The sequence below is a fragment of the Biomaibacter acetigenes genome (assembly GCF_003691585.1).
Taxonomy (GTDB): Bacteria; Bacillota; Thermosediminibacteria; order Thermosediminibacterales; family Tepidanaerobacteraceae; genus Biomaibacter; species Biomaibacter acetigenes.
Map to the genome: position 1 here is coordinate 1,890,415 of NZ_CP033169.1, position 12,878 is coordinate 1,903,292.

The following is a 12,878-nucleotide window of genomic DNA, read 5'->3' on the forward strand; positions in this document are numbered from 1 at the left end:
CTGGCGTTCTCGGACTGGCGTTCTAAAGCGGAGGATTAAGGGGGCAGAGTGTTGTGAAAGGCAAATTTCTCAATATAGTCTTGTGGGTGTTGGTTGTGGCTGCGATGATAGCATTTCAGATGCTACAGGATTATCTGACGCTTGGGTCGCGTTTTGGGCGCCTGCCGTGGTAAATGGCAAGAGATAACAATTTTCGGCAGTAATTACAGTAATAATTAACGACTTGTATATAGCCTTTAAGGGTGTCTATTGAAACGACACCCTTTTCATTTTCCCGCTATTTTATCAATTGCCCTTTCTCTCTGTATTGCCACGCTTTCGACTGGGCTGGCCAGTTTTGAGCCGCTTCCCACAGGTTTGCTTGGGTCCCATGCCCGTATAATTGGCACTTCTTCGTCCAGAAGTTCATCCAGGAACACTTCAAACATGCCACGCACTTTATAGCTCCGTAAAATCTTTTCGGCATTGGTTTTTTCTTTCCAGGCCACTTCTTCGCTTATGCCGAGTTTTTTGGCGATTTGCCGGATGTTGCAGCCGAAGCAAAAATAGACCATGATTTTATACTGCGTTTCGGATAATACGGCTTTTATCCGCTCCCACAATTTGCTGCCGTCGATTCTATTTTCGACCGGTTGGTAGTAATCATGCTCGTCGGTGATGATGTCTTCAAGTGTGTTGCAGTCTCCTTCGTCATTAAAAGCGATTGGCTCCTGTAGAGAGACTGTGTTGTTTTCACGGCTTAATGCACGGAGCATTTTTACTCTAATCCAGTAGGCTGCGTATGTGAGAAACGCAGCTCCACAGGACGGGTCGTAGCCGTCTATCGCCCTTACAAGCCCGAAAATGCCCTCATGGACGAGGTCTTCGATGTCCATATCCGGCCTCTGTGTGTAAATCTTCTTCGCCATGCGCCATATAAACGGCTTGTTCCGCAGTATCAATTCATTTCGGGCTTCTATGTCACCTTTTCGGGCCTTCACTGCAAGTTCCTCATTTGCTGCCATGCCCTTTTCGCTCCTTTTGCTGTCAGGCATTCGCTCGGGTATCCCGACGGCTGTCTGCCTCCTGTGGTATTCGTTTCTGCATGTCCCTGCCGCTCCACAGATTTGCAAGCCCGAGATTGGCCGCCACCGCAACAATAAGTTCACGACGCAGTCGAAAAAAGGTCCTTTCGCTGACGTGCATCTCGGCGCAGGTGCGCTGCCAGGGTTTGTTCTGTACGTATAGAAGCTCGTATAACTTCCTGTGGCCTTCGTTCAAAACTTCCAGGGTTTTTGCCGCAGCTCTTATAATGCGCCACATGTGGGCTGCTTCGGCGCATGATACGATTTCGGTAAAAGATATTTCAGATATTGAGTCCATATCCTGCAGTCTCTTGCTGTATTTCTCAACGTTACGCAATTCGTGCTCTATGAAATTGAAAACGGCTTTATCAAGTTTCATGCTGCCCTCCTTTCGTAATCGAAAGGAAAAGGAGGCCGTTTTAAACGGCCTCGATTATCTCCCACCTAACCGCTGCATCATCGCCTTCATACGGGAGGATTTCTCAGGAGACAACATGCCGAGACGTTGCAGATACAATCGCCATACTGGGTCGGCCTGCATCCAGAAAGGTACCGTCCCGCCAAGAACAGACTGGAAATCCGGCGAAGCGAGATAATCCCTCACAGCCTGGTCTTCCTGTCCGCCTGTAACCTGTTTGTATAGATTGTAAAGTTCGTCAACAGTCGGTACGTTAGCAATAGGACCGACGTATTCCGCAAACCCGGAAGGAGTCCTGCTCATGGCCTCCGGCACATTGGCGTTTGCCGTTGAAGCCATTTGCGTTCCAGCAGTAACATCAATATCCGTCGGCGGTGTCCCTATGGTTTGCATAGAAATCCCGGGCGAAGTAGATGTGCCAGACGATGGTGATAACCCAGACGATGTTGAAGACGACCCGGGCATCAAACGGTTTTGTATGGCCTTTGTTCTCTGTGAATTGGATTCAGCACCGTTGCCCGCATTGCCACTACCTAGCCCTAGTGCAATAGATGTAGATGTTGAAGGTCTTGCGGAGTTCGGGTTGTTTCGTTCATCCGATGCACGGAAAGACGACAATGTTTCCGGTGCCCTCGATACTATATTAGAACCGGGCGAAGCGCTTTTAGGCGCAGAACCGCCACCAGTTCCGGAATTTCCGGATGATGCGGGCGCAGCTTTAAAAAGGTCCGGGTTTTCCCGCTTGAACCTTTCAGCGGCCTCCGGATTTGATAATGTCTGTCCGCTGGCTTCCTTTTGCTGAATGGCCCGGGCATATGCCTCTTTGCTTCCGAAGCCGAAATAGTTTTTACCATAAGGACTACTACCCGATGAGGCACTGTCGCTTGTCGAAGGTGCTGGTGCGCTTGTCTTCGACGTATTTTTCACACTAGAACCTGCAATACTCTCGTTGAGTTTTTTGGTAATCGCCGTTTTTCGGGCGGTTGCGGCACCGCCGCCAGTTCCGACTTCAAATGCCATTTTTAACGTCTCCTTTCGATATGTGAATTTTGTGGTAGTTGTAAATACTCCACAGCGGTAAATACCGCTACGGCTGAAATGCAAGCACCGTCAGCCGGTCTTGCGGCCGATCATTCATCGTCGTATTGGCGGCTATAGTTCCCTATCCTTCCCTGCTGAAAATCTGCTTCAAGCATTTCTTGTTCCTTCTGGGTTATGTTAATCTGTATAGCATTTTGAACCGACTTACTGCTACTTCCGCTTAAATCAAGACCGGCCACTTTGAACACCAGTTCAGCCGCTTCAAGGTCTCCCTCGCAGGCAAGTTTAATTACCGCCTGCAAAACCTGTGGAGCGGCCTCAAGGGCCTGTTCGGTAAGCTCCTGGCGTTTCTTTTCGGCTATCTCCACAGGGGTTGGTTCCTTTGAAGTTTTTGCCAATGAATGTCTGTTCAATCTTTCCACCTTCCCTCGTCGGCAAAAGCCCTGCCAACTCAAAAATCAGCCTGGCAGCTTCCACATCTCCTGACTCCGCTTTTTGCGCCGTTATTTCTACAATCTTCAGCGTCTGTGAAAGAAATTCCCACAGAGCCGACAACTGCACCAACTCCATTACGGTCATGGCCCGCCCTCCTTTTGCAAAATTCGTGCCGCTTTCCTGCCGAACCATGCAAACCACGCATCAACCCGCTTAGGAACCCGTGTGCAGCCCGGTGCTTTCCATGCCGAGTATTTCAGAGCGCCGGCACAGTATCTGCACACGAACCTGCCGTGGGTTTTTGAAAAGAACAGAACTGTGGTTACCAGCCCACATTCCGGGCATTTAATCCGTGTGGCAAACCCGCCGTTGGGATATGGCAACCTATGCCTCTTAATCGATTGAATATGCCCTCGACCGTGAGAATTCCAGAAAACAAAGATATTATTTTTTAAGACACGCAGTCCGATCTTCATTCCACCCGTAGTGACACGCAAAACTGTATTTGTCATACTCTGCAGAGGGTATGCTCGAATTTGCGGGAAATCTTCTATATACTCCGGCACGCACGTTCTCACCTCCTTGGATAAAGATGAACTATATGCGATTATTGCCGAGTACAGACTAAGAAAAAACTAGGTGTACGTAATATTGTGGATGACCGTGTTAATACGTTTTAGTTGACTGTCGTACAGCTTTTTTAAGTGTATTCCAGTCGGGTACAGGAACACCCTGTGCTTTTTTCAACCGTATTACCTGCCGTAGCAGGTCTCGCAACTCATATATCTGATTGCGCCGTACAGCCTGTGGATTAACATAGGTTATCACAGACCCGAGCCCTGGGATATGTTTGGTAGTTAGAGGCTTTTCGGGTGTTGCCGCCATGAAGCGCTGTGCAGCAGCTATTTCCCTGACCGGTCCCATCTGCGATAGTGCAAACTTTAGAGCATCTTTCAATCTCTGCATGGGCAGGTCAGGGTATTTGCTTATATCCATATTGGTAAACAGGTTTTTATTGGCAATTACCTGGAATGGAACAGTATACAACGGGTTTAGAGCATTTAACACTTCTTTGCCTATTTCCGGCCAGTCAGAAACAGAGTGCAGTCGGGCAAGGTCTGCTGGAGGTAGAGATAGGTTCAGATATCTGTAATTGCCTTCAGGGGTCACACCAACGGGTATCGCCAACATATCTCGAAGCCATGTTGGGACATCCTTGTCGTCAATATTGTTCACGGCTTTACCAGATTCGATAGCATGTTTCAATGCCAGCATTGTGCCGGGCCTGGTAGCCATGAGCCTCAGCATGGCAGGTGTGTTAAATCTCATCCACGCGTAGAACGGCACAAGGTACCGGCGGATAAACTGTTCCTTATCCGTTAAAGCACCATAGTCATACAGCACTTCTCGAGTATGCTCGGCTGCCTGCGTTGGTGACATACCTCTTTTCAGATTATATATAAAGTTCGCCATTCGAGCCAGAGAATCTTCATATACACCCAGCCTTGTAGGAATAGCCATTAACCGTCGTAAGCGCCCCTGCTTAGTCGCAGCTGTTATTCCGATATCTTCAGCCTCTTGAACGGCCTGTTTCAGCAGTGGTTGGGGATACTCAAACTGCCGAACAAAACCCTGTCCTGCAAGCCCATACGTTTCAAATAGACGTCTCAACAGTTCACCTGATACTGCTTTACCGCCAATATCTATTGACACAGGTTTGCCTCTAAGTACCTTGTCTGCGACTGCATATATCGTTGGGTCAAATAGCCCATCAATCAAATTAAGGAAAATATTTCCAGCAAGTTGTCTAGGATGAAATGCTGGATTCCAAGCAGTCATGCCAGATTTCACTATTCGCATAACTTTGTCGTATATACTGTTTAGTGCTTTAGCGGCTTCATCCGGGTACTTTACAACGGTGTACAATCGTTCCAATGTCTTTGCTACCTCCGGATGCACGGCCGTTCCCTTCAATATCGGGATAGTTGTGTCTTTTACTGGAACCCAGTCTGGCGGTGCAAGATGTGCAGGGCGTATCACATCCGAACCAAGTTTGAGCAGACTTTTGCCAAGGTTCTGTATAGCCAGGGCCTGTTCAGTCATAGCCCTGTGAACGGCTGTGGTTATTGCTACGTTTTTAACCGGGTGTAGTCCTAGATCCTCGGCCTTCTCAATAAACTCGATTAAGCGCTCTTTAGCGAAGGCCGGATGTGCTGCTGATATTCTTTGAGTATTGAAAAACTTTTGTAGTACGGCATTAACCTTTTCCGGTGGGTCGTAGTATAGGTGTTGGACATAATTGCTGATAAGATGTAATGGCATGCCGCCTTGGACATATCTGCTGGCGTCCTCCGCAAACATTTTAATCGCACTGTTAGCCGCTTGTGACACTTCTCTAGGTATTGTGGTAGTGCCGAATAGCTTCATTCGATGGGCGTCAAACGCTGCTTGAGCTTCCGCCAGTTTTTTAGTCCAGATGTTGACACTTCGCTGTTTCCCGGCTATGGCTCTGGCGGACGCCCCAGTTTGCAACAACTCGTTTAGTTTGTTTGTAGCTTCACTGAGTTTTGTTTTGGCTTTCTCCAGGGCTTTATATTCGGGTGTCTTGGGTTCCTCGATAAGATAGGTGGCTTTCTCCAAGGCATCTTCGGGTATACCTGTTTTCTTCCAGTCTCGCAAAACGTCCCTTAAGACCTGCTGGGCAGAAGCGGGCGCCATGAGTTCTGTCTGCCCTATCCGCCGTTTCGCTTCTTGTATGGTAGCTCTGAGAGTCCCTTTTATAGTAGATGGTGTGTAGTCTCTGACAAAGACTCGTCCAGCCAAGTCAAATAACTTCTGTCCAGGCTTGCCACCTACTTTGCCAGCAAATCCCCTCAAAGTGTTTACCAGCTTCGTGATGTCTACAGTTGTCACAGGTTTGGTGAAACCCATGAACGAACCTAATTCCAGTTGGTGCGCCGGAATCTCGCCTGCAACCTTTGTAACGGTAACTGCTCGTTCGGGAACCTGCAACCGCTGCAGTAACTCCGACGCTACCTCTGGGGCCATCCTGGCAGTTCCCTTTTCCGGGAAAGCGGCTTTATAAACGGCTTTGGCGGCACTGCTCGCTGACTTAAATCTCTTCCCTAAAAGTTGTCCAGCTTGTCTTTTAGCGACCGTTCGTTCGATTTCCGGCAAATTACTTGCTATCCTTGCAGTCTCCGCCTGGCGGCCCAGTGCCCGCTGGATTGCAGTTCCCAACCGGCCCACGGGAATATTGCCTTTCAGGGCATTCTGCGCTAGCATTAGGGCGCTCTTGTCGGAGATTGTCTTGCCCGTTTCCGACGCTACTTCCCGGGCAACCCGCTTGGCTATGGTTTCGGCGGATTCAGTAGCCGCTTTCTTTGCCAGGGAAGTGGTACCCAGCGTAAGATAGGTAGCCGGGTCCAACAGTATTTCAACGCCGGTGGACAGCGCCCATTTTGCAATTTTGTTGCTCGGATCGATTCCCATATCTTTAAGAATATCCGCACCGGTGACCTTGGCTTTTCCGGTAAGCCCCTTCCAAGCCTCACCAAGTATGGATTCTTTTTCCGGTGTCAGGGCAGCATGGACTGCCCCACGCACTGCGGCTGCCGGTCTATCCCATATGTCTAGCGCGGTGATGAGCAGGTTTGGATGTGAAGACACTTTCGGAGGCGTGATACCAGCCGCCTGCAGTCGGGCTATATCGTGTGCCACAGTGGTCTGTGCGGCCTTGAATGGGTCGTATTGTTTTCCTTGTGCGAAAGAACCGTATCTAAAATCAGGTAGTCCCGCTATTCTTGACGTTAATCTAAAGTCGGGTATTTCAGGCATTCGGACGCACCTCCAACGGCATTACATTATACCACCGGTAAGACCGCCAATATTACGGATGTTGCGGCGATTTATAATCGTAGTAGGTGTTGATGTTTTAGGTGTTGAAGTTTGTTTTGGTCTGGCAGATTCGATAAAGCGTCTTATATAATCTATATCCGCACCCTTAAGTAAACCGGCATCTTTATCCGCTTGCAACTGTTTTAGTGCCCAATCCGGGTTTTGTCTTATATAATCCTGGTTATCGTAAATCCACTTCGCCGTAACCGGGTCTAGCGTGTATTTAACTGCGAAATCAGCTACAGCCTTGTCATGCGCTGTCTTTTCTTGAGCAGCTTGCAATTCTTGCATAAGTTTTATATAGGCAGCTGATGGATATGAGCTACCGCTCGGTTTTCTTTCCATAGCGATATTGTGCCGCTGTGTCTCCTGTAGTTGTGCCTGTCTCAACGCCTGCTCACCAGCCCATTTCAACTGTTCCCACGCCAGCTGATCCGCCTTCTGCTGAGCTTCCTGTTCTGCCTGTTTTTCAGCCTGCTTACCTTTCACAAAGGTTTCGTATATCTGGTTGGCTATGGTCAACCCTGTCTCTGCCAATGCGCTCTGTGCCTGATACTGCTGTTGGGCAAGGTTAGATTGCAGACCGTATATGTTACTAGCCAGGGACATGCCCTGTTGCAAAGGCTGCATGTACGCCTGACTGTACAAATTAGCATAATTTGCGGCATACTGCGCCTGCATGTTAGCCATTTGCATGGCGGCCTGAAACATCTGCTTGTGCTGGTCATCCAGCCATTGGGCCAGCAGTTGGGCCTTTTCAGTGCCTATAGCATCCTGGGCCTGCTTTATGCGGTCAGCCGCTATAGAGGAATTATACACGCCACGCTCATTCAGTATATTGTTAATCTGCCGTATGTTTTCGTTTAGCTGTTTATCCAGTACATCCAGTGCCACCTTCACACTTTCCGGGATTTCCGTGCTCGGTTGCAGATATTGCCGGAGCTGAGCGATTGCCTGCTCGTATTGCTCCTGATACTGCCTCAGCATCGCCAGTCCTGCGTCGCTTAACTGGGACATGTAGTTGTTCATCTGTTGGATAAAGGTGTTTATTTGCTGCTGTTGCTGCTCGAAATACCGCTGATTGATAGCTGTCTGCTGTTCCATGTATTTTTTCAACTGTGCGGTTTCGTCTTTGTAATAATCTTCCAATGTACCCTTTGGAACGTCCGTGGAAGTACCCTTACCTGCGGTGCCACTAACGATTGTCCCTGAACTACCGGGTGCTGTCGGTGACTTTGTCAAACTGCTTCCATATCCCGGAAGCGTGTATTTACCAGACGATATAGTGTTTTTTACGTTCTGTGCTACGTTTGGCGCAATATAAGCCTTGCCGTTTATTATTTTGTAATTGTTTTTGTCGATGGTTGCGGAGTGCCCTGTCTTTGGGTCATATACACGTATGACACCGGTAGAACTGTCAAAGTCAACTTTAAGTCCCTGAGGCTCAAACGTGCTCCTCACGGCCACACCGGAAGAAGTTGGTGTACTTGCTTTGGCTGCAGGCACGCTCACCGTAGTTTTTGTTGTTGTGATAGGCGGCTTTACACTGTTAGGGTCGCTCCGTTCCTTGCTGGTCAAGGTCCCGCTACCGCTACTGCCGGACTTGTTCGACGTTGTAGATGTGTACAGGCTCCAACCGCTATTCGGGCCGCCTTTTTCGGTACTCGTCTTTGACGTTGTTGACGAGACCGTACCGGACTTGGAGTACGTGCCGGTGCCTGGATTATAGGTAAGCCCCAGCTGCTTGGCGATTTTCAGGTTCTCCTGATGCAACCGTTCCTTTTCTGCCGGGTCGCTGGTCCTATACCATGCTTCGGAGTTTTTCTTCATCTGGGCTTCGAGTGAACTTGTTGAAGAAGTAGAAGTTATAGAATCCGTAGAACTTGAAGAAGGGTTTTTATAACTTCCAATACGTTCTTTAAGTACCGTTTTTCGGAGGGTTTTACCGTCCAAATTGCTATTTGCCATTTTTTACCACCTTCTGGTCTTGAAAATTGTGATTAAATTATGGTATAATATAATTTTAACATATTTTTTGCAAAAATACAATCACGCCTTGTTTACAAACACGTATTTCCCACGGACTGTATTCTCTCGAAGGGAATCCAGAAGGATTCCGAGAGAAGTAGTTATACAATCAAGCGCATCAGGATTTTGGTCCAGATATGAAAGCCAGCAGCTATTGTGCAGTATTTCGATATTTCCATTGCGAAATACTACCGTACTGCCACCAAAAATCGGCCATCCACAGAAGTCGCATTTAAAAATTGGGTATATCTTACCATCATGCATGTCATATGTTAGCGACATCAGTAAACCTCCAATCAGACAGTTTACATAATGTTTTAAACCAACCTACCATAGCATTAAAGTTTTACCAATAAGCGCTACCGAAAGAACAATAACCGCAATGGTCAATGCGTTGGCGATTATCACCTTCATAGTATCGCCTCCTTGATGGTCTCAACATGCTATAACATCGCATCGGTGCAGTATTTTTCTCGGAGAGCTTCATAAACTTCCTAAGGAAACAGCCGCTTGACATCGTTTTCGAGTATCTCGGCAACATAGCAACCAAAATCAAACTGTATCCCGGAGCGATCATACCAGGCCCATAAAACCAATTCTGCGCCTTTTAAGCGGTTCTCCACAGGTGGCGGCTTCCCGGCAATAAGCAGAATCGAAAGGACAAAGCCGATAACCGCCAGCAGGACACTGTCAACCGCTGAGAGCGTTTTTACCACCTTCTTTCGCATACCCTGTGAGGATATTCTTATAAAACGTGCCGTCGGCGGGTATTCCCGCCTGTTGGGCCGTATTTTTTCACAAGAGCGGCGAACACCTCTTCCGGGAACAGCTGCTTGATGTGTGTCTGCCTCAGGGATGTGCTGACGTACCTGTCGAAGTCCAGCGGTGTGCCTGAGCGGTCATACCATGCCTGCAGGACGAGTTCGGCGCCTTTTAAGCGGTCCTCCACAGGCAGGGCGGCGTCATGCACCAGCGACCAGCCGACGGATTTGTAGACCTCCCGTTCATGGTATTCGTAGCTGTCCCAGGATATGAACTCCTTCATCCGTTCCCTGGCAAATTCAAGGGCCTCCGCGTAACTGCCGAAACGCTTATTGAGCATCACTGACAACCTCCCTTTGCTTTCTGAAGATTTTCCAGAACCTCCGGTGGCACCTCACGGCCTCGAAGGGAATAGAGGAACCTGACAAAATCCGGTTCATCCATCTCCACAGGTTGTGGAATTCTATACTGTGCGATGTAATTCACCGGCCGGACTTCCCAGCGGGAAAAGTCACTGCTGTAAATCACCTGAAATAGCGGCAGCATGGCGTTGTTCGCCAGCGTTTCCAGGGCGTGCCAAGTAGTCCATGACGTGTGTCCCGAATAGGCGTGTTCATTCTTGTATTCAATTAAGGCCACAGGTGCTGCCTGGTCGTATTCGATGAGCAGCAGGTCGATGTCAACAGCCGGGCAATCAATACCATACAGCCGATGCCGCTCGCTGAGCGACACGTCTCTCTCGTGAGTGCGTTCAGGCTTTACCATTCCGGCTGCCTCCCGCCGGTGTAGGCCGGAACCGCACCCACCACTTCTTTGTTTACTTCCAATTCCACAGGTTCGCCGGAAGCAGGTACCGGCACGGCTCGGATGTACTTGCGGCCCTTCACCGGCGCCACCAGGGCATAGGCGACTATGGTGCCGGTGTCGGTGGCGGTATCGCTCTCGAAAAGACTCACCTGACCATCATGACTTACAAAGTAATTGGTTTTTAGTTCCATGATTCTGAAGCCTCCCTTTTGGTTTTATTGCATTTTTCATTTAAAATTGCCTCCAAAGCCTTGACACGACTGAGGTTTTAGGCTTTCCACAGGTTGATTAAAGCCGAAGTAAAAATCGGGTTTAAATCGTCTATCCTTACAGCCATGTGGGTTTAATGCAAAAGGTGACGTGTCACCTTTGAAAAAATGCCGTCAAACCCGCATGGGAGTAAGGTTACAGGGCAAAAAGTGACGTTTTATATATAGATTTGGAGTATCCGTCACTTTGTCACCTTTTGTACCTAACTGTATAAGATACAGTTACTTTATCTATTTATACTTTTATACTTTTAAAAAAGGTGACAAAGTGTCAGAAAAACAAAATATATATATATGTCACTTTGTCACCTTTGCCCTTAAAGCCTTGATACGCCTGGTGTTGTGGGCATTTCATAAATAAATTGAAAAGGTGATACGTCACTTTTCGACCACCTTATACTTCCCTCGGCCAATTCTTTCCACGAGTTTTTTACCGACCAACCGCGCTAAAGCTTTCTTCACAGCTGCCTCAGTTAGATTTAATGCTGTGGAGATATCCTTGGGACTGGCAGGTTTTTTCGATGTCTTTAAAAATAACACGATTTTCTCACCTGTGCTACCGTCTGGTGTATCCTTCTGACAGGCCGCATTTTCCTGTGGTAATTCATATGTCCCGTGTTTTATGTCATTTAAAACAGCGTATAGCGGTTCTTCCGGGTGGTCCAGGCGGCCTATGACTTCGAGTTTACGGGCGTTCTTTTCATCGGTTACGTTGGCGAATTTTATATATACGTCAACAGACCCTAATAGCCCGGTCCCACCTCGAATTTCGTCACCATCTGTTCCACCTGACTTCCGAAAGTGATGAACCAAAACTACGCACGTGGTACTGTTATGTGTGGCTTCAAGAATAGGTGCCAGCTTTTCGACAATTTCCGCATTGTCATTTTCATCAGTTATGGGAATAATTTTGTCGAGAACGTCAAGGATGATTACGTCAAAAATATTGCTCGATATCACTTCGGCGATGGGTTTTACTCCGCCGCTCCGTGCCGTGTATGCAGAGATTACTTTTACGTTTGAGAGCGGTATGTTGCGGGTTCGCCAGGCCGCCTGCGGCTCCTCTGTGATAACTAAAACTTTTAAGTGATGTTTATGTTTCATATTCCAGTATTTCCCATCAGCTAGCGTCTTTCCATTAACTACCAGCTGTTCGGGTAGCCATGTTAAATGTGCAAGTAGATCATGGATGAATCTGGATTTACCGCGTTTTGAAGGAGCTGCCAGCAAATGAACTGCGCCTCGGTAGAGGATACCTTCCCATAAGGGCTCTGCATCCGGGACTTGATTGAGCCAGTCCTCGTAGTTGACCGCCTGTGCCAGCAGCCAGTTACCGTCCCTTTCAGCTTCTGTGTATGAAACAGCCGTTCCTCGCTCCAGCGCGTGTCTGGCACAGTCAACAGCGAGCTTCCAGGAGGCTGCAGGACTTCTTCCGGCGGTCTTGGCCCGGTGAACAGCACTCCCGTAAACGATTTTGGCAACGGTTTCCAGGTCTTTGAAACCGAATTCCACGAGTTTTCGGGCAAGTAAATACTCCATCCCGGAACGGTCGATGCCGTCGGTGCGGGCTTCAAACCAGTGCCCATACAAAAGATGGTGAATATCGGGTACGACCTGGTCGGCGGCCTTCACCAGGGCTTGGACTTCGGTATCGGAAGGGATTGGACCCAACTCTGTGGTTAAGGACTCGTTTTGGGCGTCGAAAAGCTCCCGAACAAAACTTTCAAGCTCAGCCTGCCGGTCATAGATTTCGGTCGAAGTACCCTTCAGGTGGTTTCCAGTAATTGTAAAATACCTATCAGCGGTGTAAACTTCAATGTTACCCGATTTTCGGCCAGACGGTAATCTGGATTTGTCCTGGACCTTCGCCAGGATGTGAAGTCCATGACCGCTTGGCGACAATTCAGTGTAACTATCGATTTTGTTTATAATCTCTCGTGCCCACGACTGGATCTCTCCGGTGTCATTAATACACCCGTCAACGTCGATGCCCACAAACGAGTCGGTACCCGTGAACACAAAGCCCAACCCATCGTATTCGCCGGTCTCGAGTGCGGTCAGGGCCTCGTCAAATGTGGCCCAATTTGTTGAATCAGTTACGGAAGCGGGTTTGCCGGTCCTCGGATTATGCGGGATTTTGGTCGGTCTTTCGTTTTC

12 protein-coding genes are annotated in these 12,878 nt (G+C 48.4%); all 12 read right to left on the minus strand.

Translation table 11 applies throughout. The annotated features are described in order from the left end of the window. Nucleotides 1-266: 266 nt before the first annotated feature. Complete coding sequence (locus tag D2962_RS09720) at nucleotides 267-1,034, minus strand: sigma-70 family RNA polymerase sigma factor (RefSeq protein ID WP_122014873.1); 768 nt, start codon at nucleotides 1,032-1,034, stop codon at nucleotides 267-269. Beyond that, on the minus strand, nucleotides 1,027-1,443 hold the full coding sequence (locus D2962_RS09725) for a hypothetical protein (protein WP_122014874.1): 417 nt from the start codon (nucleotides 1,441-1,443) through the stop codon (nucleotides 1,027-1,029). The genes D2962_RS09720 and D2962_RS09725 overlap by 8 nt, the downstream gene beginning before the upstream one ends. A 54-nt stretch (nucleotides 1,444-1,497) precedes the next feature. Then, on the minus strand, nucleotides 1,498-2,586 hold the full coding sequence (locus D2962_RS17590) for a hypothetical protein (RefSeq protein WP_162991186.1): 1,089 nt from the start codon (nucleotides 2,584-2,586) through the stop codon (nucleotides 1,498-1,500). A 26-nt stretch (nucleotides 2,587-2,612) separates the two neighbouring features. Further along, nucleotides 2,613-2,936 carry a hypothetical protein gene (locus D2962_RS09740; RefSeq protein WP_120767372.1) on the minus strand — a complete coding sequence of 108 codons (324 nt, stop codon included), beginning with the start codon at nucleotides 2,934-2,936 and terminating at the stop codon, nucleotides 2,613-2,615. Beyond that, on the minus strand, nucleotides 2,842-3,159 hold the full coding sequence (locus tag D2962_RS17595) for a hypothetical protein (protein WP_162991187.1): 318 nt from the start codon (nucleotides 3,157-3,159) through the stop codon (nucleotides 2,842-2,844). Before D2962_RS17595 ends, D2962_RS09740 begins: the two co-directional genes overlap by 95 nt. 465 nt (nucleotides 3,160-3,624) lie before the next feature. Next, entirely contained in the window at nucleotides 3,625-6,795 is a 3,171-nt protein-coding gene (locus D2962_RS09750) for a hypothetical protein (protein WP_122014878.1), read from the minus strand. A 21-nt stretch (nucleotides 6,796-6,816) separates the two neighbouring features. Further along, nucleotides 6,817-8,823, minus strand: coding sequence for a hypothetical protein (locus D2962_RS09755; protein ID WP_122014879.1), 2,007 nt, complete (start codon nucleotides 8,821-8,823; stop codon nucleotides 6,817-6,819). A gap of 554 nt (nucleotides 8,824-9,377) precedes the next feature. Further along, complete coding sequence (locus D2962_RS09765; protein WP_122014881.1) at nucleotides 9,378-9,599, minus strand: hypothetical protein; 222 nt, start codon at nucleotides 9,597-9,599, stop codon at nucleotides 9,378-9,380. A 29-nt stretch (nucleotides 9,600-9,628) separates the two neighbouring features. Then, a complete protein-coding gene (locus D2962_RS09770; RefSeq protein ID WP_122014882.1) occupies nucleotides 9,629-9,985 on the minus strand; it encodes a hypothetical protein in 357 nt (118 codons plus the stop codon). Further along, nucleotides 9,985-10,410, minus strand: a complete 426-nt coding sequence (locus D2962_RS09775; protein ID WP_122014883.1) for a hypothetical protein — start codon at nucleotides 10,408-10,410, stop codon at nucleotides 9,985-9,987. Before D2962_RS09775 ends, D2962_RS09770 begins: the two co-directional genes overlap by 1 nt. Continuing rightward, a complete protein-coding gene (locus tag D2962_RS09780; protein ID WP_122014884.1) occupies nucleotides 10,404-10,643 on the minus strand; it encodes a hypothetical protein in 240 nt (79 codons plus the stop codon). Before D2962_RS09780 ends, D2962_RS09775 begins: the two co-directional genes overlap by 7 nt. A 456-nt stretch (nucleotides 10,644-11,099) precedes the next feature. Continuing rightward, a complete protein-coding gene (locus tag D2962_RS09785) occupies nucleotides 11,100-12,623 on the minus strand; it encodes an AAA family ATPase (protein WP_162991188.1) in 1,524 nt (507 codons plus the stop codon). Nucleotides 12,624-12,878: the final 255 nt, after the last annotated feature.